This window comes from Streptomyces sp. NPDC048506 (genome assembly GCF_040651315.1).
In the GTDB taxonomy this organism is placed as follows: domain Bacteria; phylum Actinomycetota; class Actinomycetes; order Streptomycetales; family Streptomycetaceae; genus Streptomyces.
The window spans coordinates 46,021-67,573 of the sequence record NZ_JBEZIX010000017.1 but is presented as its reverse complement, the minus strand read 5'-3'; the positions used below and the strand labels follow the sequence as shown (position 1 = coordinate 67,573).

The window sequence follows — 21,553 nt, the reverse complement described above, 5'->3', positions numbered from 1 at the left end:
GGACACGGCGAAGGCGCCCGGAGCTCATGCTCCGGGCGCCTTCGTCCGCTCAGTTGAAGCGCGACAGGCTGTTGCCGCCGGGTCCGCCGGTGTCGCCGGCGTCGCCACCGCTTCCGGTGGTGGTGCCACCGGAGTCCACGCCGCCCGCGTCGGTGCCGCCGGTCGGCGGGCCGGAGGTGGGGTCGGTGGGCGTGGGCCGGCCGGTCGGGCGGCCGGTCTCGGACTGGCTCGGCCTACCGGTCGGCGTCCGGGTCGGCGTCGGCGTACCGCTCGGGGTGCCGGACGGCGTCGGGGTCGTCGACGGGGTGGCGCTCGGCGTCGGCGTGCTGGTCGGGGGGACCCCGGCGCCCATGTCCGTCTCCAGGTCGAAGTCGGCGCCGATGTTCCCGTTCAGCGCGGTCTCCGTGTAGTCCGCCCACACCCGGGCCGGGTAGGTGCCGCCGTTGACCCGGCCGCCGCCACCGGTGCCCCGCAGCGTCACCTGGGCGCCGCCCTTGGGGGACTCGCCGAACATGCCGACCGCGGTGACCAGCTTGGGCGTGTAGCCCACGAACCAGGCCGACTTGTTGTCGTCGGAGGTGCCGGTCTTGCCGACCGCGTGGTAGGCGGTGTTCTTCACGGCCTCCGAGGCGGTGCCGTCGTTGACCACGCCCGCCAGAACGGAGGTGACGGTGTCGGCGGTCCTCCGGCTGAGGATCTTCTCGCCGATCGGGTCCTTGAGCTTCAGCTCGGTGTCGACGCCGTCGACGGGGTGCACGGCCTTGGTCACCAGCGTCGGCGTGACCTGCTCGCCGTGGTTGTCGAGCGTGGCGTACGCGCCGGCCATCTGGAGCGGGCTGGCGCCCATGGTGCCCAGGGTCATGGCGGGCTGGGCGTCCATCTTCGGGTCCAGGCCCAGGCTGACCGCGGTCTTCTTGACCCGGTCGATGCCGACGTCCGCGCCCATCTGGGCGAAGACGGAGTTGACGGAGTTGTTCGTCGCCGTCTGGACGGTGATCTTGCCGTAGCTGCGCTGGTCCTCGTTGGGCGGCGCGAAGTAGCCGTTGCCGCCGACGACCGGACGGCGGTTGGTGCCGTCGTAGACGGTGTTCGGGGTGATCGGCAGGCTGTCCTGGGTCATGGAGTTGTTCTCCAGGGCGGACGCCAGGATCAGCGGCTTGAAGGTGGAGGCCGGCTGGTAGTCGGTGCGGGTGGCGTTGTTGCGGTAGTGCTTCGGGTAGCCGGCGCCGCCGTACATCGCGACGATGTGGCCGTTCTCGGGGTTCACCGAGGTGGCGCCGAGCTGGGCGTCGCCGTCCACGCTGCGGTGCTTGGGGTCGAGGTCGTCGGTGAGCTTGCGCTTGACGGCCTGCTCCAGCGCCTTCTGCTTGTCCTTCTGGATGCCGAGGGTGATCGTCCAGCCGCCGCGCTCGAACTCCTTCTCGTCGACGCCCTGGGCGAAGAGCTCGCGCTTGGCCTCCTCGACGATGTAGCTGGTCTGGCCGGTCAAACCGGGCAGCGGCTTGGGCGCCTTGGGGATCTGGAACTTCTGCTTGGCGCGCTTCTCCGGCGAGAGCCAGTGCATCTCGACCATGTTGTTCAGGGTGTACGCCCAGCGCTCCTTGACCCGCTCCTGACCCGCCTTGGAGGCGATGGCCCAGTCGTACTGGTTCGGGGCCTGGAGCAGCGAGGCGAGGTAGGCGCCCTGCGAGACGGTGAGCTTGTCGACGTCCACGCCGTAGTAGGCCTGTGCGGCGGCCTGGATGCCGTAGGCGCCGCGGCCGTAGTAGCTGGTGTTGATGTAGCCGGCGAGGATCTCGTCCTTGCCGTACTTGTTGTCCACCTTGAGGGAGATGATGATCTCCTGGAGCTTGCGGCTGACCGTCTGCTCCTGGCTCAGGTAGTAGTTCTTGACGTACTGCTGGGTGATCGTCGAGCCGCCCTGCTTGCCCTTCCCCATCACGGTGTTGAAGATGCCGCGCAGGGTGCCCTTCAGGTCGACGCCGGAGTCCTGGTAGAAGGTCTTGTTCTCGGCGGCGACGAAGGTGCGCTGGACGTCCAGGGGTATGCGGTTGATCGGGACGTTCTCACGGTTGAGCTGACCGACCCGCGCCAGGACCTTGCCGTCGGCGTACTTGTAGACGTTGCTCTGGAGCTTGGCCTCGTCGTTGCCGTTCTTGGGGATGTCCACGTACAGGTACAGCCCGACGAAGCCGAGGATGCCCAGCAGGCACACCCCGAGGAAGGCTCCGAGGAGCTTCTTCCAGGTGAAGAAGCGGCGTATGCCGGATTTCTTCGCGGCCTGTTTGGCCCGGCGGGCGCTCCCCTGCTGCGCCCGTCTCGCGTCCGCTCGGCCCATCGCTTCAGCAACTCCAGTCGTTCCGCCCCCAGCTAACTCAGCTGTTGAAGCTAACACCGCATCTGTCAACAAATACTCATCGATCCAGGCTTTCTACGACGTGACAAAGAGCACCCGGAGCAGGGGAAACCTGGGGCGGGTGTTCTGCGTCGCAACGGCCCCACCTGCGCACTTGTCGCGATTCGGACGCGGTGCGACGACTGGACGGCCGACCGGCAGAGGGTTAAAGTGATATCACTTTGCTAGAGCAGTGAAAGCATGGAATGCGGCGGACATCACGCGCCGCACCGGGACGAACGGGGACCTCATGACCGACCAGACACCTGCCGAACGCACCGCCGACCCCGGCGACGCCCTCCCTGCGGCCCACACCGCGGATCTCACCGTGGACGCCCCCGAGATGCCGCGCCCTCAGGTCCGGGAGACGCCGGCGCACAGCATCCCGGGCGGCCTCGCCCTGCTACTGACCGTGCTCGGCGTGGCACTGGGCATCGCCGTGATCGTCGTCGGCGGAGTGCTCGGCGACGCCGGCCACAACACGGTGGCCGTGCCGATGGTGATCGCCGGCGCCCTGCTGCTGCTCGGCTCCCTCTTCTGCATGACCGGCGTGAAGATGGTCGAGCCCGGCCAGGCCCGGGTCATCCAGCTCTTCGGGCGGTACGCCGGCACCATCCGCACCGACGGCCTGCGCTGGGTCAACCCGCTCACCTCGGCCCGGCGGATCTCCACCCGGGTGCGCAACCACGAGACCGCGGTCCTGAAGGTCAACGACGCCTACGGCAACCCGATCGAACTGGCCGCGATCGTCGTCTGGAAGGTCGAGGACACCGCCCAGGCGCTCTTCGAGGTCGACGACTTCCTGGAGTTCGTCGCCACCCAGACCGAGGCTGCCGTCCGGCACATCGCGATCGAGTACCCCTACGACGCGCACGACGAGGACGGCCTGTCGCTGCGCGGCAACGCCGAGGAGATCACCGAGAAGCTCGCCGTGGAGCTGACCGCACGGGTCCAGGCCGCCGGCGTACAGATCATCGAGACCCGCTTCAGCCACCTCGCCTACGCGCCCGAGATCGCCTCCGCGATGCTCCAGCGCCAGCAGGCCGGCGCGGTGGTCGCGGCCCGGCAGCACATCGTCGAGGGCGCGGTGGGCATGGTCGAGATGGCGCTGGACCGGATCAGCGAACAGGGCATCGTCGAGCTGGACGAGGAGCGCAAGGCGGCCATGGTCAGCAATCTGATGGTGGTGCTGTGCGGCGACCGGGCCGCCCAGCCGGTCCTCAACACGGGCTCGCTGTACCAGTGAGCGAGCGGAGCGAGCGCCCCATCGAGGAGCCCATGACGAGCACCGACGAGACCGGGCGAAGCGGGGTGTCGGCATGAGCGCCGACACCCCCGAGGGGGCCGGCGCCGAGAGCGAACGGCCCCCCGCGCGCCGGCCGCAGCAGCGCAAGCAGGTGCTGCTGCGGCTGGACCCGTTCATCCACGACGCCCTGGCGCGCTGGGCCGACGACGAACTGCGCAGCGCCAATGCGCAGATCGAGTTCCTGCTGCGCAAGGCACTGGCGGATGCCGGGCGGCTGCCGCGGGGGGCGGGGGCGATGCCGCGACGGGGCCGGCCGCCCAAGGCGCCGAGACCGGACGAGGACCGCCCCTGACCCGACGGGGTCTCGGCGGCCCGGTGGCGTCGGCGGCCACCGCGGCACCCGCAGCACCCGCGGCGGCACCCTCGCCCGCCTCCCCCTACTAGACACCGCATCTATACATCACGCGTATACACCTCATGTAGGGTGCCCGGTATGCCCATAGGCTCCGCAGGGCGATGCCCCCTGCCCGCACTCCCGGAGGCCCGCCGATGACCCCGGCCGGTTCCCTGCTCGAAGCCGGCGCACTGTGCAAGGCGTACGGCCCCACGCCGGCGTTGGACGGCGCGGACTTCTCCATCCACCCCGGCGAGGTGGTCGCCGTCATGGGCCCCTCCGGCTCCGGCAAATCGACCCTGCTGCACTGCCTGGCCGGCATCATCACCCCCGACTCCGGCACCGTCCGCTACGGCCCGCACGAACTGACCGCGATGAACGACGCCCGACGCAGCGCCCTGCGCCGCACCGACTTCGGCTTCGTCTTCCAATTCGGCCAACTCGTACCGGAGTTGACCGCCCTGGAAAACGTCGCCCTCCCCCTCCGCCTCAACGGCACCCCCCGCAAGGACGCCGAAGCCCAGGCCCACCAATGGCTACAACGCCTCGAAGTCGACGACGTACAGACCCAACGCCCCGGCGAACTCTCCGGCGGCCAAGGCCAACGCATCGCCGTCGCCCGCGCCCTCGCCACCCGACCCCGCGTCCTCTTCGCCGACGAACCCACCGGCGCACTCGACTCCCTCAACGGCGAACGGGTGATGACGCTGCTGACGGAGGCCGCCCGGCAGTCCAACGCCGCGGTCGTCCTGGTCACCCACGAAGCCCGCGTCGCCGCCTACTCCGACCGCGAGATCGTCGTCCGCGACGGCAAGGCGACCGAGATGGCGGGCACGGTATGAGGGCCCGCGATCTCGCCATGGGCGTGCGGTTCGCGGCCGCCGGCGGCCGCGAGGGCTGGGCCCGGACGGTGCTGACCGCCATCGGGGTGGGGCTCGGCGTGGTGCTGCTGCTCGGCGCCGCGTCCATCCCGCACATCCTCGACGCCCGGCAGCAGCGGGGCGACGCACGGATGGCCGTCAACGGGGAGAAGCCGGTGGCGCGCTCCGCCGCGACGCTGCTCTACGCCGATGCCACGACCTCCTTCCACGGTGCCCCGATCCGGGGCGCTCTGCTGCGCCCCGACGGGCCGAAGGCCCCGGCCCCGCCCGGGGTGCGCCACCTGCCGCGCAACGGGGAGATGGTGGTCTCCCCCGCCCTCAAGGAGCTGCTCGCCTCGCCGGACGGCGCGTTGCTGCGCGAACGGCTGCGCTTCAGGATCGTCGACACCATCGGCGAGCCGGGCCTGGTCGGGCCGGGCGAGCTGACGTACTACGCGGTCAGCGATGCGCTCGCCTCGGCGGACGGCGCCGTGCGCACCACCGGCTTCGGCAGTCGGACGGAGCAGCAGGAGCTGGACCCGCTGCTGCTCGTCCTGATCATCGTGGCCTGCGTCGTCCTGCTGATGCCGGTGGCCATCTTCATCGGCACCGCGGTCCGCTTCGGCGGCGAACGCCGCGACCGGCGGATGGCCGCGCTGCGCCTGGTCGGCGCGGACGCCCGGACGGTGCGCTGGATGGCCGCCGGGGAGGCGCTGGTCGGCGCGGTCGGCGGACTGCTGCTGGGCGGTGTGCTGTTCCTGGCGGTCCGGCAGTTGATCGGCGCGGTCACGGTCTGGGACGTCAACGCCTTCCCCGACGACGTCACCCCCGTTCCGGCGCTGGCGGCCCTGGTCGTCCTCGCCGTACCGCTGTGCGCCATCGGCGTCACCCTCGTCGCGCTGCGCGGGGTGGCCATCGAGCCGCTGGGGGTGGTGCGGAACACCGCCGGACGGCGGCGCCGCCTGTGGTGGCGGCTGCCGCTCCCGGTCGTGGGCATGGCCCTGTTGGTGGTCAACGGGCGGGTGGGCGCCGATCCCGGCACGGTCGATCCGTACCTGATCGCGGGCGGTGCGGTGCTGGTCCTGTTCGGCCTCACCCTGCTGCTGCCCTGGGTCGTCGAGGCGGTCGTGGCGCGGCTGCGCGGCGGGTCGGTGCCCTGGCAACTGGCCACCCGCCGGCTCCAGCTGAGCAGCGGTGCGGCGGCCCGCGCGGTCAGCGGGATCACGGTCGCGGTCGCCGGGGCCATCGCCCTACAGCTGTTCTTCTCAGCGATCCAGAGCGAGTTCCTGAAGGTCACCGGGGCGGACTCCCGGCGGGCGCAGATGAGCGTCTCGCTGTCGTCCCATGACGTCGGCACGATCCGGACGATGATCGACCGGTTCCGCCGCACCGAGGGCGTGCGCGGGGTGATCGCGACGGTCGAGGCCTCCGCCTCCCGCCCCGGCCCGATCCGCAAGGGCGAGGAATTCGCCCCGACCACCCGGCTCACGGTCGGCGACTGCGCCACCCTGAGCGAGCTGGCGCACACCGGCTCCTGCAAGGACGGCGACGTCTTCGTCGTCAGGGACAGCAGTGGTCTGGTCGACGACGACTACCTCTTCAAGACCGCGCGCCCCGGTGCCCAGGTGCTCCTCAACCGGGACGTGGCGACCGAGAAACCGGACAGCCCCCCGCGGCTGTGGACCATCCCGAAGAACGCCCGCACGGTCGACTCCCGCAAGGACCCCTCGGGGCAGATGGCGTTCGGCATCTTCGCGACCCCGGGCGCCGTGGACACCGCCACCCTGGCCGACCCGGTGGCCCGCGCCCTGCTGAAGACCGATCCGCAGGTCGTCGATGCCGCCGAGTACGTCCGCAACACGGCTGCCCGGATCGATCCGCTGATGCGCGTCAGCACCCTCCATGACCTGGAGCGGGACAAGCAGTTCAGCAGCGTGCGCACCGGGCTGCTGATCGCGGCCACCGCGACCCTGGTGCTGATCGCCGCCAGCCTGCTGGTCACGACGCTGGAGCAGCTGCGCGAGCGGCGGCGGCTGCTGTCGGTGCTGGTGGCCTTCGGCACCCGGCGGGCCACGCTCGGCTGGTCGGTGCTGTGGCAGACGGCGGTACCGGTCGCCCTGGGGCTGGCCCTCGCGGTGGCGGGCGGCGCCGGGCTGGGCACGGCGCTGCTGAACATGGCGGGCAAGAGCACCTTCGACTGGTCGGTGGTCTGGCCGCTCCCCGCGGCCGGCGCCGTCCTGGTGGTGCTGGTCACCGTCCTCAGCCTGCCGCCGCTGTGGCGGATGATGCGCCCGGACGGACTGCGGACGGAGTGATCCACGCGCTCCGGGGCCCGGCCGGCCCGGGCTCCGGAGTGCCGCCCCCAGCCCGCTATACATCGCGCGTATACACCAGCGATACACCCCCGAGTAAGGTGGTCGGCATGTCAATCGGTCATACGCTGCTGGGCCTCCTGGAGTCCGGACCCCGCCATGGCTACGACCTCAAGCGGGCCTTCGACGAACACTTCGGCCACGACCGCCCGCTGCACTACGGGCAGGTCTACTCCACGATGTCCCGACTGCTGAAGAACGGGCTCGTCGAGGTGGACGGCGTGGAGGCCGGTGCCGGCCCCGAGCGCAAGCGGTACGCGATCACCGACGCCGGGATCACCGACGTCGCCCAGTGGCTGGCCCGCCCGGAGAAGCCCGAGCCGTACCTCCAGTCGACGCTCTACACCAAGGTCGTGCTGGCCCTGATGACCGACCGCAACGCCGCCGAGCTGCTGGACACCCAGCGCGCCGAGCACCTGCGGCTGATGCGCGGACTGACCGAACGCAAGCGCTCCGGCGACCTCGCCGACCAGCTGATCTGCGACCACGCGCTGTTCCACCTCGAAGCCGATCTGCGCTGGCTGGAGCTGACCGCGGCCCGCCTGGGCAAACTCGCCGAAGCGGTCCGCACATGACGCCGGAAGGATCCCTGCTCGCCGCCGAGGGGCTGTGCAAGGCGTACGGCCCCACGCCGGCGTTGGACGGCGCGGACTTCTCCATCCACCCCGGCGAGGTGGTCGCCGTCATGGGCCCCTCCGGCTCCGGCAAATCGACCCTGCTGCACTGCCTGGCCGGCATCATCACCCCCGACTCCGGCACCGTCCGCTACGGCCCGCACGAACTGACCGCGATGAACGACGCCCGACGCAGCGCCCTGCGCCGCACCGACTTCGGCTTCGTCTTCCAATTCGGCCAACTCGTACCGGAGTTGACCGCCCTGGAAAACGTCGCCCTCCCCCTCCGCCTCAACGGCACCCCCCGCAAGGACGCCGAAGCCCAGGCCCACCAATGGCTACAACGCCTCGAAGTCGACGACGTACAGACCCAACGCCCCGGCGAACTCTCCGGCGGCCAAGGCCAACGCATCGCCGTCGCCCGCGCCCTCGCCACCCGACCCCGCGTCCTCTTCGCCGACGAACCCACCGGCGCACTCGACTCCCTCAACGGCGAACGCGTCCTCACCCTCCTCACCGACGCCGCCCGCGACACCCACGCCGCGGTCGTCCTGGTCACCCACGAAGCCCGCGTCGCCGCCTACTCCGACCGCGAGATCGTCGTCCGCGACGGCAAGGTGAAGGACATGACGGCGGGCTTGATATGACCCTGCTCCGCCCGCACGCCGGTGCCGACGGCGGGCGCGGCGGCCCCCGCACCGCCACCCCGCCCGCACCGCGGGCCCCACGCACCGGCCCCGCCGTCTGGGCCCGCGACCTCGCGATGGGCATACGGTTCGCGGCCGGCGGCGGCCGCGAGGGCTGGATCCGTACGGCGCTGACCGCCGTCGGGGTCGCCCTGGGCGTGGCCGTGCTGCTGCTCGGCGCGTCCGTGCCGACGCTGATGGACGCCTGGCACGGCCGGGAGAAGGCCCGCGAGAACCTCGGCCAGCGGCACGCCCCCCGGCCGTCCGACACCACCCTGCGCTACGCCTCGACCGATACCACCTACCACGGCGACCGGATCCGCGGCCGACTGGTGCGCCCGGACGGCGCGCGCCCGCCGCTGCCACCCGGCGTCCGCCACCTCCCGGGCCCGGGAAGGATGCTGGTCTCACCGGCCCTCAAGGAACTCCTCGACTCCCCCGAAGGCGCCCTGCTCCGCGAGCGGTTGCACTACCCGATCGCCGGCGCCATCGGCGACGCCGGCCTGCTCGGCCCGCGGGAACTGACCTACCTCGCGCAGAGCGCCACCCTGACCGCGTCCGACGGCTACCGCATCGGCCACTTCGGCAAGAGCTGGGAGCCGCGGCCGATGAGTACGCCGGCCACACTGTTGGTGATCATGGTGTGCGTGGCGCTGATGACACCGGTGATGGTCTTCATCGGGACGTCCGTGCGCTTCGGCAACGAGCGCCGCGAGCGTCGGCTGGCCGCGCTGCGTCTGGTCGGCGCCGACGTCCGGACCACTCGCCGGATCGCCTCCGGAGAAGCGCTGTTCGGCTCGCTGCTGGGGCTCGTCGGCGGTGGCCTGCTGTTCCTCGTCGGCCGGCAGCTCGCCCCGCTGATCACCCTGTGGGACATCAACGTCTTCACCGCCGACGTGGCACCGGGCCCGCTCGCCGCGGCGCTGATCGTGCTGCTCGTCCCGGCCGCGGCCGTGCTGGTGACGCTGTTCGCGCAGCGCGGGATCACCGTCGAGCCGCTGGGCATCGTCCGCAACCGCCCGGCCGTCCGCCGCCGGCTGTGGTGGCGGGTCGCGCTGCCGACCGTGGGCACCCTGCTGCTGGTGCCGCTGGCCTGGGAGCGGCCCTGGACCGACACCCCGCTGAACACCGTCCGGCTCGCGGCCGGGTCGATGCTGCTGCTCCTCGGTGTCACCGCGCTGCTCCCCTGGCTGGTGGACGCGGTGGTCGGACGGCTCCGCGGCGGCCCCGTCCCCTGGCAACTGGCTGTCCGCCGCCTCCAGTTGAACAGTGGCTCGGCCACCCGCGCGGTCAGCGGCATCACCGTCGCGGTGGCCGGCGCCATCGCGATCCATGTGCTGATGACCGGTGGGCAGGCCGGCTTCGCCCACGCGTACGCGGAGTCCGGCAAGCTCCCGCGGCTCGGCCTGTGGGGCAACGCCAAGGGCTGGCCGCAGACCCAGCGGGCGCTCGACGAGCTGCGCGCCACCCCCGGGGTGACCGCGGCCCGCGGCGCCGTCCACTCCCTCGCCGGACGGATGCCGACCACCGGCCGGGCCCCGACCGACCTACCGCACACCACCCTCGCCGTCGGCAGCTGCGCCGAACTGCGCCGCCTCGCCGATCTCCCCTCCTGCCGCGACGGCGACGTCTTCCTCAGCGCCAACGCCCCGCGCCGCGACCCCGCCCTGGCACACGGCACGACCCTGGACCTCAACGCCCCGATCACCGAGGAGGACCCGGTGGCGCCGCGCCCCTGGACGATCCCGGCGGCGGCCCGGGACGCCCGGCTGCACACGCCCGGCATCGGCCCCGGCCACCTCTCGTACGACCTGCTGGTCACCCCGTCGGCGATCGACATCGCCCGGCTCAACGGCCCCACCATGGAGCTCCAGGTCGACTTCGACCGGGCCACGCCCGACGCGGTCGAGCGCATCCGCAACACCGCGGCCGCCATCGACCCGACGATGAACGAGTTCTCCTCGGTCGACAACCCCCACGACGGGCAGTACACCAGCGTCCGCAACGGCCTGTTCATCGGCGCCGTGATCACCCTGCTGCTGATCGGCGCGGGCCTGATCATCTCCACCGTCGAGCAGCTCCACGAGCGCCGCCGCCTGCTGTCCGTCCTCGACGCGTACGGCACCCGCCGCTCCACGCTCGGCTGGTCGGTGCTCTGGCAGACCGCCATCCCGGTCGTCCTCGGGCTGGCCCTGGCGCTGGTCTGCGGCCTCACGCTGGGTTCCCTGCTGCTGTCCACGATCGACAGCCGGGTGATCGTGGACTGGCCGGCGGTCGCGGCGATGACCGGGATCGGCGGTGGCGTGATCCTCTTCGTCACGGCCCTGAGCCTGCCTCCGCTGTGGCGGATGATGCGGCCGGAGGGGCTCCGGACGGAGTGAGCCGTCCCGAACGGGTGCGCTCCACGGACGGGTGAACGCTGTCATACGAGTCGTCTGCGGACGCCCCGGCCTACGATGATGGCCTCGGCACCAGCCAACGGGAGGCATGCAATGTCCGCAGCAGCTGTCGAGGGTCCTTACGCGCATGGTCGCGGGCCACTGACGCTCCTCGAACAGGCCGACCAGCTCGCGAAGCAGCTCCCCGGCCACCGCGTCGAGATCCTCGGAGGCGTCCTCACCGTGACCCCACCCCCGGACCCCGGCCACGCGTTCGGATTGTCCTCCCTGAGGCGCCCCTTCGTCGCGGCAGGCCTGGACGACGGCAACGCGCGAGTCGTCGAAGGGCTCGGCCTATGGCTGCCCGACGGACCGGAGAACTTCGCAGTTCCGGACCTCTCAGTCGTGGACGCCGATGCTCCCGACCACGTCGTCACGTACAACTGCTGCGACCCTGCATGCTTCCGTATGGTTCTGGAGGTCACGTCCGGGAACCACGCCAACGACCTGCGAACGAAGGTCACCGCCTACGGCGCAGCGCGAATCCCGCTGTACGTGATCGTCGACCGCAAGCACGAGCGCCTGCACGTCCTCATCGACCCCATGGAAGACGGCTACGCCGTACACCGCATCCACGTGGCTGGGGAAAAGGTCACACTCCCGGAGACGATCGGCGCTACCGTCACGCTCGACGTCACGCAGGTCCTGGACGCTGCGCGAAACCGCACCCCGCACCGCCCCTGACGCTCCTCACCCCTCCACCATCCGCACCGGCAACCCCCGAAGCGCCCCCCGCAGCGCCGCCGCGAACTCCTCGAACTCCGCCTGGCGGGCGGCGCCCGAGCGCATGGCGAGGGCGATCCTCCGCGAGGGGGCCGGGTCGGCGAAGTAGCCGGTGGTGAGCTGGTCGTTGCGGCCGGTTTCGACGCGCAGGGCGGTGCGCGGGAGCAGGGTCACACCGAGGCCGCCGGCCACCAGCTGGACGAGCGTGGACAGGCCCGCCGCGCTCGTCGTCACGGGGGTGTTCTCGTCCCTGCCCACCTCGCGGCAGATGTCCAGGGCCTGGTCGCGCAGGCAGTGCCCCTCGTCCAGCAGCAGCAGGTCCAGCTCCTGTAGCGCCTCGCGGGGGATGTCGCCGCGGCCGCCGAGCCAGTGGTCCTTGGGGGCGACCAGGACGAAGTCCTCGTCGAAGAGCGGGAGTTCGGTGACCTGGGGGGCGCCGAGCGGGACGGCCAGGAGGAGCAGGTCGAGGCGGCCGTGCGCCAGGCCGTCGAGGAGCGAGGCGGTCTGCTCCTCGTGCACCTGGAGGTCCAGATCGGGGTAGGCGTCGTGGACCAGGCGCAGCACGGCCGGCAGCAGATACGGCGCGACGGTCGGGATGACGCCCAGGCGCAGCACGCCCGTGAAGGGGGCCCGGGCCGCCTCCGCCTCCTCCATCAGATCGCCGACGGCCTCCAGGACCGTACGGGCGCGGGCCGCCACCCGCTCCCCCGCGGGCGAGAGCAGCACCTTGCGCGTCGTACGCTCCAGGAGCTGCACGCCGAGCGTCTCCTCCAGCGCGGAGACCGCGCCGGACAGCGCGGGCTGGCTCATGCCGATCTCGGCCGCCGCCTCGCGGAAGTGCAGGTGCTCGGCCACCGCGGCGAAGGCACGCAGCTGGGCGAGGCTGGGCTGGCGGGGTCGGCCGCCACTCACGGGTGAAGCCACTGATAACCACCTCCGATCAACATCCACCAGTCTAGCTATTTCCCTGATCAATGGCTCGTATGGCACGGTGTGACTCGTCCAAGCCTCAGAGAAAGACCGAGAAGCCCTCAAAAGGGGCTCTCTGCGCAACAAGGAGAGTTTGTGCTCACTGTCGGTGACAAGTTCCCCGAGTTCGACCTGACTGCCTGTGTCTCCCTGGAGAAGGGCAAGGAGTTCGAGCAGATCAACCACAAGACCTACGAGGGCAAGTGGAAGGTCGTCTTCGCATGGCCCAAGGACTTCACCTTCGTGTGCCCGACCGAGATCGCGGCCTTCGGCAAGCTGAACGACGAGTTCGCCGACCGTGACGCCCAGGTCCTCGGCTTCTCCGGCGACTCCGAGTTCGTGCACCACGCCTGGCGCAAGGACCACCCGGACCTGACCGACCTGCCCTTCCCGATGCTCGCCGACTCGAAGCACGAGCTCATGCGCGACCTGGGCATCGAGGGCGAGGACGGCTTCGCGCAGCGCGCGGTCTTCATCGTCGACCAGAACAACGAGATCCAGTTCACGATGGTGACCGCCGGCTCCGTCGGCCGTAACCCCAAGGAGGTCCTCCGGGTCCTCGACGCGCTCCAGACCGACGAGCTGTGCCCCTGCAACTGGAGCAAGGGCGAGGACACCCTCGACCCGGTCGCCCTGCTGGCTGGTGAGTGACACTCATGGCTCTCGATGACCTGAAGTCCGCGGTTCCGGACTACGCCAAGGACCTGAAGCTGAACCTCGGTTCGGTGATCGGCAACAGCGACCTGCCGCAGCAGCAGCTGTGGGGCACGGTGCTCGCCTGCGCGATCGCCTCGCGCTCGCCGAAGGTGCTGCGCGAGCTGGAGCCCGAGGCGAAGGCGAACCTCTCCGCCGAGGCCTACGCCGCCGCCAAGTCGGCCGCCGCCATCATGGCGATGAACAACGTCTTCTACCGGACCCGCCACCTGCTGTCGGACCCGGAGTACGGCAACCTGCGCGCCGGTCTGCGGATGAACGTCATCGGCAACCCGGGCGTGGACAAGGTCGACTTCGAACTGTGGTCGCTGGCCGTCTCGGCCATCAACGGCTGCGGCATGTGCCTGGACTCGCACGAGCAGGTGCTCCGCAAGGCCGGTGTGGACCGCGAGACGATCCAGGAGGCCGTCAAGATCGCGTCGGTCCTCCAGGCCGTCGGCGCCACGCTGGACGCCGAGGCCGCCCTCTCGGAGTAGAGCTCCGAGGCAACGCTCATACGGAACCCCGCAGACACCGTCTGCGGGGTTCCGTGCGTCACGGGTCGGGCCGCGCCGCTACTGCCGGGGTTCCTCCGTCGACCGGGCCGACGGGGGCAGGGTCGGCGCCACCCCGATGGCGGTGGCACCGCGGGGCGCCACGGACATCCGGAGCGCCTGTTCCCTGGAGTAGGACCGCAGATAGCCGACGACGGTGTTGGTCACCGCGACCAGCGGGACCGCGACGACCGCGCCGCCGATGCCCGCCATCAGACCGCCCGCGGCGACCGACAGGATCACCGCCAGCGGGTGCACGCGGACCGCCCGGCCCAGGATGAACGGCTGGAGGACGTGGCCCTCGATCTGCTGGACGGCCAGCACCACCGCCAGCACCATCAGCGCCGGGAACACGCCCTGGGTGACCAGCGCGACGACGCACGCCAGCGCACCGGAGACCACCGCGCCGATCAGCGGGATGAAGGCGAAGAGGAAGATGAACACGGCGAGCGGGACGGCCAGCGGCACATTGAGGAAGTAGAGGCCGATGCCGATGAAGATGGCGTCGATCAGCGCCACGAGGACCGTGCCGCGCACATAGGCCGTCAGGGTCCGCCAGGCCCGCGGACCGGCACCCGCCACGCCCTCGCGGGCCGCGCCCGGCACCAGCTTGAGCAGCCACTCCCAGATCCGGCGGCCGTCGTAGAGCAGGAAGAGCGTGGTGAACATCGCCAGCAGGATGCCGGTGAAGACCTCCAGGACGACGGTGACGCCCTCCAGTCCGGCCGAGGTGATCGCCTCGGTGTTGGCGCTGATGGCGTCCTGGAGGTTCTTGGCGATGCTGTTGATCTGACCCTCGGTCACATGGAACGGGCTCTGGAGCAGCCAACCCTTGAGCTCGCCGATGCCCTCCTGGACACTGCTGGAGACCGAGTCGATGTTGTCCTGAACCTGCCATACGACGAACCAGCCGACCAGACCCATCACGACGAAACCGCCGATGAAGGTCAGCGCGGTGGCCGGCCCGCGCGGCAGCCCGCGGCGGCGCAGCCAACCCACGGTGGGCTGGAGCAGCGCGGTGATCAGCGTCGCCGCGGTGAACGACAGCACCACCAACTGGATGGTGGTGATGACCTTCGCCAGCACCCAGAGCGTCGCGGCCAGCACCAGCAGCCGCCAGCCCGCCTCCGCGGCGACCCGCACCCCCCACGGCACGGCGTCGACCGGATCGGGGCGGGCCGCAACGGCCGGGGCGTACGCGGGCGGTGCGGGTACCGACTCCGGAGCCCGGGCGGCGGCGGACGGCTCCACCTGCTCCGTGCCCGCCCCGGGGTGCGGCACGCCGTCCCCCGCCTCCGGCAGCCGGTACGCCATACGCGTCGCGGTGAGCGTGCCCACCGCGGAACCGGCCACCGAGCCGTCGACCACCGGCGCCTCGGCGCGCTCGGCACGCCTCAGCTCCTCCGGGTCGCCGCCGGCCTCCCCCAAGGAGTCCGACAGGCTCCCTCCAGGGGGGACCTCCGCCGCGGCCTCCGCGCGGCGGCGCTGTTCCTCCAGCCGCTGCGAGAGACGCGTCAGACCGGCGCCGAGGCCACCGACCCACTGAGGCAATCTGGACATGTCCCTTCCTCTTCCCCTCCCACGCGCCACATTCCGACGGCACGACGTTACCTGTGCCGGACGCGCGAAACCCCCGACGCTGACGCGTTCGGGGGTTTCGGGAGTGCTGTGGTGCGGCCGGCGGGCCTAGTACCAGCTGTTGGCCTGCCAGAACGACCAGGCGCCACAGGGGCTGCCGTACCGGTCGTTCATGTAGTTCAGGCCCCACTTGATCTGGGTCGCCGGGTTCGTCTGCCAGTCGGAGCCGGCCGAGGCCATCTTGGAGCCGGGCAGCGCCTGGACGAGCCCGTAGGCGCCCGAGGAGGCGTTGGTGGCCTGATAGTTCCAGCCGGACTCGTGGTCCACTATGTTGCTGAAGCACTGGAACTGGTCGCTCGCCATCATCTGGCGTGCCAGGGCCTGCGTCTCGGCAATCGTGTACGAGCTCTTGCCCACCAGGTTGCCGACGTCGCGCGCGGCGGAGCGGGACGCGACCTGCTCCTTCTTGCGCGCCTCGGCGTCCTTCTTGGCCTTGGCCTCGTCCGCGGCGTCCTTCTTGCTCTGCGCGGTCTCCGCGGCGGCCCTGCGGGCGGCTTCCTGCGCGGACTTGAGGGCCGCTGCGTCCGCCTGGGTGGACTGGTCGTCCGCCTGCTGCGTCAGCGAAGCAGTCTGCACCTGGGCCTGAGCGCCCGCGGGGATGTCGGCGATCGTCGCGTCGGCAGCGGTGGCCTCAGCGTTGCCGACCGAGGCGGGCTGTCCTGCGGCGACGCCGACGACGGCGCCGACGGTGGTGACCGCGGTGGCGGATGCCACGGCGAATCCCCGGACCGAGATCCGGCTCACACGATTTCCTTCCAGCATCGCCCGCTTAGGTGACCTCGCGGACGCAATCGTGCCCCTGGCGCTGGTCTCCCCTTGTTCCGGGCCCTGTTGAGCGGGTGGGCCCGGCTGGTCACGGGAGGCACTGGCCCGGTACGTCCCCCTCGGGGTCCGCGTGGTGCTCGGGCGGCATACGGCGACTCGCTATGAAGTTTCAGGGGTCGTACTACACCTCCCCCAGTCTCGACTTCGCTCGACCGGGGGCACCCCCACGGGGTGTGGTGTTGCCGTATGCGGGGCCTGACAGGACCCAGACTCTGCCCGACCGACACACCGGGAATCAATTCCGAGCCGGGTGTGAAAGCTCACACCTTGTTTGCCCCGGGGGAATTTCGGATATCGCCCCACAGCAGAACGCCGCCCGGCTAAGCTCCTTCGCTTCACCGGGCGGCGGGGGCCCGATCTGGTACATCAGGCCGACAAACGGTCAGATCCGGCCGTCCTCCAGCATTTCGGTCACCAGGGCCGCAATCGGCGAACGCTCCGAGCGGTTCAGCGTGACGTGCGCGAAGAGCGGATGCCCCTTCAGCTTCTCCACGACCGCGACCACGCCGTCGTACCGCCCGACCCGCAGGTTGTCGCGCTGGGCGACGTCATGCGTCAGGACGACCCTGGAGTTGGCCCCGATACGGGACAGAACCGTCAAAAGGACGTTCCGCTCCAGTGACTGGGCCTCGTCCACGATGACGAACGCGTCGTGCAGCGACCGCCCGCGGATATGGGTCAGCGGCAGCACCTCCAACATGCCCCGCCCGACCACCTCTTCGATGACGTCCTTGGTGGTCACCGCGGACAGCGTGTCGAAGACGGCCTGCGCCCAGGGGCTCATCTTCTCCGCCTCGCTGCCCGGCAGATAGCCCAGCTCCTGCCCGCCCACGGCGTACAACGGGCGGAACACCATCACCTTGCGGTGCTGCCGGCGCTCCATTACGGCCTCCAGACCCGCACACAGCGCCAGCGCCGACTTGCCCGTACCGGCTCGTCCGCCCATCGAGACGATGCCGACGTCCGGGTCGAGCAGCAGGTCCAGCGCGATCCGCTGTTCGGCGCTGCGGCCGTGGATCCCGAAGGCCTCCCGGTCGCCGCGCACCAGCCGGACCGTGCCCTCGGCCGTGACCCGGCCGAGCGCCCTACCCCGCTCGGACTGCAACACAAGTCCGGTATGCACCGGAAGTTCGGAGGCTCCCGGTACGTACACGGTCTCGGCGGCGAAGAGGTCGTCGACCTGATCGGCGGGGACGGCCAGTTCGGCCATGCCCGTCCAGCCGGAGTCGGTGATCGCCAGCTCGGCCCGGTACTCCTCGGCCAGCAGGCCGACCGAGGACGCCTTGATGCGCAGCGGCAGGTCCTTGGAGACGACCGTGACGTCGTACCCCTCGGCCTGGAGGTTGCGGGCCACCGCGAGGATCCGTGAGTCGTTGTCACCGAGGCGGAAGCCCGCCGGCAGGACTCCCGGGTCGGAATGGTTGAGTTCGACCCGGAGCGTCCCGCCGAGTTCCCCGATGGGAATGGGCGCGTCCAGCCGCCCGAACTGCACCCGGTACTCGTCCAGGAGGCGCAGCGCCTGCCGGGCGAAGTAGCCGAGCTCGGGATGGTGCCTCTTGGCCTCCAACTCCGTGACCACCACGACCGGCAGCACGACCTCGTGCTCGTCGAAGCGGGCCATGGCGCCTGGATCGGCCAGAAGCACACTGGTGTCGAGGACATACGTACGCCGGTCGTTGTCACGGCGCTGCTTGCTGTTCACCACGGGTGGACGAACCCCCTCGGATGAGGTTGGGGTGCGACGGCGTCGCGGGGCGGTGTGCTCCCGGGGGGCACGACCCCCGGGACCCCCGGCCATCTATTGACCGGACCGGGCTCGGACCCCGATGCACGGGCCGAGCACCGGCCCCTCGCGTCGCCCGTGCGGTGCGCACGGATGTCCGTGATGTGCAAAGGGCCTCCCGGGCGGACGGCCCCATGCCGTCCGCTGAGATACGGCGCCCGATGGCTTGTTCCGGACGCCGACCTGCAAGGGATATTCCCTCGAACCCCCGCCCCCATGCCACGGCATATGACGCACGATCGATGAACCTTGGGTTACGTGTGATCGCCGGGCACCGGGGCCCATCCGGGCGGCCAGGGAGAAGGGGGCGTCAGAAAAGCCCCCGCCGGGGGTTCGTGACGAACCGGCGGGGGCTCGGGGAGGGTGGTTCCCGGTCCCCCGGACGGGGCCTGCCGAGCGCTTCGGGGCCCGGCGCCGGTCCGGGGGACCGGGAACTAGAAGCCGTAACGGCGGTGGCGGGCCGCGTAGTCGCGCAGGGCGCGCAGGAAGTCGACCTTCCGGAACGCCGGCCAGAAGACCTCGCAGAAGTAGTACTCCGAATGGGCGCTCTGCCACAGCATGAAGCCCGACAGCCGCTGCTCGCCGCTGGTACGGATCACCAGGTCCGGGTCCGGCTGGCCACGGGTGTAGAGGTGCTCCGAGATCAGGTCGATGTCGACGGTCTCGGCCAGCTCCTCGAAGGAGGTGCCGCGCTCGGCGTGGTCCAGCAGCAGCGAGCGCACCGCGTCCGCGATCTCCTGTCGGCCGCCGTAGCCCACCGCCACGTTCACCAGAACGCCGCTGTTGTCGAGGGTGGTCTGTTCGGCCTCCTTGAGCACCCGCTGGGTGGCCTCGGGGAGGAGGTCGCGGTTGCCGACGTGGTGCACGCGCCAGCGGCCGTCGGCGGCCAGGTTCCGCACCGTGTTCTCGATGATGCCCAGCAGCGGGGTCAGCTCTTCCGCGGGCCGGTCGAGGTTGTCCGTCGACAGCAGCCAGAGCGTGACGACCTCGACGTCGGTCTCCTCGCACCAGCCCAGCAGCTCGTCGATCTTGGCCGCGCCCGCCAGGTGGCCCTGCTCGGTGGACAGCCCGTCAGCACGGGCCCAGCGGCGGTTTCCGTCCAGGATGACGCCGATGTGCTTGGGCACCTGGGCATGATCCAGGCGACCCTCCACCCGGCGCGCGTACAGCCGGTAGACGAATTTGCGCAGTGCAGGCGGATACGGGATGCGCATCCCGGAAGATCGCAGCATGTGTGGTCCAGCCCCTCCGTGCCAAATGGCGGTCGCCCCGTCGCCTCAAGTGGGCAACTTTACTTCTCGGCTGCCGTGACAGCCCAATCAGGTCTGTCACAAGTACGTGATAGGGAGATGAGCATGACTGGCACCGACTACCGCGCAGCGGATTCCCGCTACGACTCGATGAAGTACCGGCGAACGGGCCGCAGCGGACTCAAACTCCCCGCCATCTCCCTCGGACTCTGGCACAACTTCGGGGACGACCGCACCCTGAGCTCCCAGCGGGCCATCCTGCGCCGCGCCTTCGACCTGGGTGTCACCCACTTCGATCTGGCCAACAACTACGGCCCGCCGCCCGGGTCCGCCGAGCTCAACTTCGGGAAGATCTTCGCGCAGGACTTCCGCGGCTACCGCGACGAGATGATTCTCTCGACGAAGGCCGGATATCTGATGCATCCGGGTCCCTACGGCGAATGGGGTTCTCGGAAATATCTCCTCTCGTCGTTGGATGCCTCACTGAAGCGGATGGGCGTCGATTACGTCGATATCTTCTACTCGCACCGCTTCGATCCGGACACTCCGCTGGAGGAGACCATGGGCGCCCTGGCGTCCGCGGTCCAGCAGGGCAAGGCCCTCTACGCCGGCGTCTCCTCCTACACCGCCGAGCAGACCCGTGAAGCGGCCGGCATCCTGCGCGACATGGGCGTACCGGCGCTGATCCACCAGCCGTCGTACTCGATGATCAACCGCTGGACCGAGGACGACCTCCTGCTGGACACGCTGGAGGACGAGGGCATGGGCTGCATCTCCTTCGCGCCGCTGGCGCAGGGCCTGCTCACGGACAAGTACCTGCACGGCGTCCCCGAGGGCTCGCGCGCCTCGCAGGGCAAGTCGCTGGACCCGAACCTGCTCTCCGACGAGGTCGTCCGCCGCCTGCGCGGTCTGAACGACATCGCCGCCCGCCGCGGCCAGTCCCTGGCGCAGCTCGCCCTGGGCTGGGTCCTCCGCGACGACCGCATGACCTCCGCGCTCATCGGCGCCAGCAGCGTCACCCAGCTGGAGGCCAATGTCGCGGCCCTCGACGCCCCGCCGCTCACGGATGCGGAACTGACCGAAATCGATGCGTTCGCCAAGACGACGGACGGCGTGAACATCTGGGCCCGTCGGTAGGCCCGGAAGGGGGGCACGGCACCAGGGCGTGACGGGCGCGGTGGCCCCGGGCGGACGTGGCACGGGGCGGAAAAAGAAAGCGGGCCGGTCCGTGGGGGGGGATACGGACCGGCCCGAGGGGGGGTTTCCACCATAACCCCGCGGGAGGGGTGCTCGGTGCACCGGCGCGCGCCTCGGCGTGGCTCGGGCGACCGGGGGCGCGCGGTCCGGCGCCCTGTGGGTGCATCCCAGCCACGGTTCAGGGGGCCGCGGCGGCGCCCAGCAGCAGCCCGCAGAACGCCCCAATGATCATGAATGGCCCAAGTGGCATGGCCGTTTTCCGGGCCTCGCGGCGGACGATCACCAACCCCGCGCCGTAGAGCGCACCGATCAACACCCCCGCCGCGCCCCCGGTGATCAGGGTGCGCCAGCCGTACCACCCAAGGGCGACCCCCAGCCCGGCCGCCAGCTTGACGTCCCCCAGGCCGAGGCCCGACGGGTTGACGAGGTGCAGCAGGAGGTAGCCGGCGGCGAGGGCCAGGCCTCCCAGGAGCGCCCGCCCCCACGCCCCGGTCTCCCCCGTGAGCAGGCCGACCGTGCCGAGCATCGCCGCGCCGAGCACGGCGAGCGGCAGGGTCAGCACGTCCGGCAGGCGCCGGGCCCGCCAGTCGACGGCCGCCAGCAGGACCGCGACCGGTGCCGCCGCCAGCCAGACCGCGAGTTCCGGCCGTGGCCCGGTGGCCGCCGCCAGGGCCGCGCAGACCAGTGCGGTGACCGTCGCCGTCGGCAGCGCCCCGGGCCCGTACCTCCCGCACTCGGCGCAGCGCCCCGGGCCCAGCCAGCCCCGCGCCGGCCCGGTGATCGGATGCCCACCGGGGCAGACCGAGCGCCAGTCCTCCTCGGGTGCGACGGCCATCCGGTGGGCGGGCCGCGGTATCAGCAGGCCGGCCGCGGCCCCGTAGGCGGCGGCGAGAGCGATCAGCATCGGTGCCACCCG

General features: G+C 71.0%; 18 protein-coding genes. 11 read left to right on the top strand and 7 right to left on the bottom strand.

The window, feature by feature from the left end; all coding sequences use genetic code 11:
* Positions 1-49 precede the first annotated feature (49 nt).
* Positions 50-2,338 carry a transglycosylase domain-containing protein gene (locus AB0C96_RS16210; RefSeq protein WP_362917829.1) on the bottom strand — a complete coding sequence of 763 codons (2,289 nt, stop codon included), beginning with the start codon at positions 2,336-2,338 and terminating at the stop codon, positions 50-52.
* A gap of 307 nt (positions 2,339-2,645) precedes the next feature.
* Between AB0C96_RS16210 and AB0C96_RS16205 the strand changes: the two genes are divergently transcribed.
* From AB0C96_RS16205 to AB0C96_RS16170, 8 genes are all read left to right on the top strand, one after another.
* On the top strand, positions 2,646-3,641 hold the full coding sequence (locus tag AB0C96_RS16205) for an SPFH domain-containing protein (RefSeq protein WP_362917827.1): 996 nt from the start codon (positions 2,646-2,648) through the stop codon (positions 3,639-3,641).
* 73 nt (positions 3,642-3,714) lie between these two features.
* Positions 3,715-3,993, top strand: coding sequence for a hypothetical protein (locus AB0C96_RS16200; RefSeq protein WP_362917825.1), 279 nt, complete (start codon positions 3,715-3,717; stop codon positions 3,991-3,993).
* A gap of 197 nt (positions 3,994-4,190) precedes the next feature.
* A complete protein-coding gene (locus tag AB0C96_RS16195) occupies positions 4,191-4,877 on the top strand; it encodes an ABC transporter ATP-binding protein (protein WP_362917823.1) in 687 nt (228 codons plus the stop codon).
* Complete coding sequence (locus tag AB0C96_RS16190; protein ID WP_362917821.1) at positions 4,874-7,210, top strand: FtsX-like permease family protein; 2,337 nt, start codon at positions 4,874-4,876, stop codon at positions 7,208-7,210. Before AB0C96_RS16195 ends, AB0C96_RS16190 begins: the two co-directional genes overlap by 4 nt.
* A gap of 107 nt (positions 7,211-7,317) precedes the next feature.
* On the top strand, positions 7,318-7,842 hold the full coding sequence (locus AB0C96_RS16185) for a PadR family transcriptional regulator (RefSeq protein WP_362917819.1): 525 nt from the start codon (positions 7,318-7,320) through the stop codon (positions 7,840-7,842).
* The gene (locus AB0C96_RS16180; protein WP_362917817.1) at positions 7,839-8,528 is read left to right on the top strand and encodes an ABC transporter ATP-binding protein; all 690 of its coding nucleotides are present in this window, start codon (positions 7,839-7,841) and stop codon (positions 8,526-8,528) included. The genes AB0C96_RS16185 and AB0C96_RS16180 overlap by 4 nt, the downstream gene beginning before the upstream one ends.
* Positions 8,525-10,948 carry an FtsX-like permease family protein gene (locus AB0C96_RS16175; protein ID WP_362917815.1) on the top strand — a complete coding sequence of 808 codons (2,424 nt, stop codon included), beginning with the start codon at positions 8,525-8,527 and terminating at the stop codon, positions 10,946-10,948. Before AB0C96_RS16180 ends, AB0C96_RS16175 begins: the two co-directional genes overlap by 4 nt.
* 111 nt (positions 10,949-11,059) lie before the next feature.
* Entirely contained in the window at positions 11,060-11,689 is a 630-nt protein-coding gene (locus AB0C96_RS16170; RefSeq protein ID WP_362917813.1) for a Uma2 family endonuclease, read from the top strand.
* Positions 11,690-11,695: 6 nt separating this feature from the next.
* Here the strand turns inward: AB0C96_RS16170 and AB0C96_RS16165 are convergent, their stop codons facing one another.
* Complete coding sequence (locus tag AB0C96_RS16165; RefSeq protein ID WP_362917811.1) at positions 11,696-12,652, bottom strand: hydrogen peroxide-inducible genes activator; 957 nt, start codon at positions 12,650-12,652, stop codon at positions 11,696-11,698.
* A 141-nt stretch (positions 12,653-12,793) separates the two neighbouring features.
* Between AB0C96_RS16165 and AB0C96_RS16160 the strand changes: the two genes are divergently transcribed.
* Together AB0C96_RS16160 and AB0C96_RS16155 are read left to right on the top strand one after the other, a co-directional pair.
* Positions 12,794-13,348, top strand: coding sequence for a peroxiredoxin (locus AB0C96_RS16160; RefSeq protein WP_362917809.1), 555 nt, complete (start codon positions 12,794-12,796; stop codon positions 13,346-13,348).
* Between the two features lie 5 nt (positions 13,349-13,353).
* Positions 13,354-13,887, top strand: coding sequence for an alkyl hydroperoxide reductase (locus tag AB0C96_RS16155; protein ID WP_362917807.1), 534 nt, complete (start codon positions 13,354-13,356; stop codon positions 13,885-13,887).
* A 78-nt stretch (positions 13,888-13,965) separates the two neighbouring features.
* Here the strand turns inward: AB0C96_RS16155 and AB0C96_RS16150 are convergent, their stop codons facing one another.
* The 4 genes from AB0C96_RS16150 to AB0C96_RS16135 all read right to left on the bottom strand — a co-directional run bounded on the left by AB0C96_RS16150 (position 13,966) and on the right by AB0C96_RS16135 (position 19,404).
* Positions 13,966-15,504: an AI-2E family transporter gene (locus tag AB0C96_RS16150; RefSeq protein ID WP_362917805.1), complete on the bottom strand. Its 1,539-nt coding sequence runs from the start codon at positions 15,502-15,504 to the stop codon at positions 13,966-13,968.
* A 126-nt stretch (positions 15,505-15,630) separates the two neighbouring features.
* A complete protein-coding gene (locus AB0C96_RS16145; protein WP_362917803.1) occupies positions 15,631-16,326 on the bottom strand; it encodes a transglycosylase SLT domain-containing protein in 696 nt (231 codons plus the stop codon).
* A gap of 463 nt (positions 16,327-16,789) precedes the next feature.
* On the bottom strand, positions 16,790-18,112 hold the full coding sequence (locus AB0C96_RS16140) for a PhoH family protein (RefSeq protein ID WP_362917801.1): 1,323 nt from the start codon (positions 18,110-18,112) through the stop codon (positions 16,790-16,792).
* Positions 18,113-18,624: 512 nt separating this feature from the next.
* On the bottom strand, positions 18,625-19,404 hold the full coding sequence (locus AB0C96_RS16135) for an isoprenyl transferase (RefSeq protein ID WP_362917979.1): 780 nt from the start codon (positions 19,402-19,404) through the stop codon (positions 18,625-18,627).
* 141 nt (positions 19,405-19,545) lie between these two features.
* On the opposite strand from AB0C96_RS16135, the gene mgrA reads away from it, so the two are divergent.
* Positions 19,546-20,577, top strand: coding sequence for an L-glyceraldehyde 3-phosphate reductase (gene mgrA / locus AB0C96_RS16130; protein ID WP_362917799.1), 1,032 nt, complete (start codon positions 19,546-19,548; stop codon positions 20,575-20,577).
* Positions 20,578-20,815: 238 nt separating this feature from the next.
* Here mgrA and AB0C96_RS16125 read toward each other — a convergent pair whose 3' ends face one another.
* Positions 20,816-21,550, bottom strand: a complete 735-nt coding sequence (locus tag AB0C96_RS16125) for an A24 family peptidase (RefSeq protein ID WP_362917797.1) — start codon at positions 21,548-21,550, stop codon at positions 20,816-20,818.
* Positions 21,551-21,553 lie beyond the last annotated feature (3 nt).

What these genes read in the sequence shown, in the direction of transcription:
- AB0C96_RS16155 (WP_362917807.1), top strand. Translation starts at nt 13,354, where the DNA reads ATGGCTCTCGATGACCTGAAGTCCGCGGTTCCGGACTACGCCAAGGAC.
- AB0C96_RS16135 (WP_362917979.1), bottom strand. Translation starts at nt 19,404, where the DNA reads ATGCGCATCCCGTATCCGCCTGCACTGCGCAAATTCGTCTACCGGCTG.
- AB0C96_RS16200 (WP_362917825.1), top strand. Translation starts at nt 3,715, where the DNA reads ATGAGCGCCGACACCCCCGAGGGGGCCGGCGCCGAGAGCGAACGGCCC.
- AB0C96_RS16175 (WP_362917815.1), top strand. Translation starts at nt 8,525, where the DNA reads ATGACCCTGCTCCGCCCGCACGCCGGTGCCGACGGCGGGCGCGGCGGC.
- AB0C96_RS16205 (WP_362917827.1), top strand. Translation starts at nt 2,646, where the DNA reads ATGACCGACCAGACACCTGCCGAACGCACCGCCGACCCCGGCGACGCC.
- AB0C96_RS16195 (WP_362917823.1), top strand. Translation starts at nt 4,191, where the DNA reads ATGACCCCGGCCGGTTCCCTGCTCGAAGCCGGCGCACTGTGCAAGGCG.
- AB0C96_RS16180 (WP_362917817.1), top strand. Translation starts at nt 7,839, where the DNA reads ATGACGCCGGAAGGATCCCTGCTCGCCGCCGAGGGGCTGTGCAAGGCG.
- AB0C96_RS16190 (WP_362917821.1), top strand. Translation starts at nt 4,874, where the DNA reads ATGAGGGCCCGCGATCTCGCCATGGGCGTGCGGTTCGCGGCCGCCGGC.
- AB0C96_RS16170 (WP_362917813.1), top strand. Translation starts at nt 11,060, where the DNA reads ATGTCCGCAGCAGCTGTCGAGGGTCCTTACGCGCATGGTCGCGGGCCA.
- AB0C96_RS16185 (WP_362917819.1), top strand. Translation starts at nt 7,318, where the DNA reads ATGTCAATCGGTCATACGCTGCTGGGCCTCCTGGAGTCCGGACCCCGC.
- mgrA (WP_362917799.1), top strand. Translation starts at nt 19,546, where the DNA reads ATGACTGGCACCGACTACCGCGCAGCGGATTCCCGCTACGACTCGATG.
- AB0C96_RS16150 (WP_362917805.1), bottom strand. Translation starts at nt 15,504, where the DNA reads ATGTCCAGATTGCCTCAGTGGGTCGGTGGCCTCGGCGCCGGTCTGACG.
- AB0C96_RS16210 (WP_362917829.1), bottom strand. Translation starts at nt 2,338, where the DNA reads ATGGGCCGAGCGGACGCGAGACGGGCGCAGCAGGGGAGCGCCCGCCGG.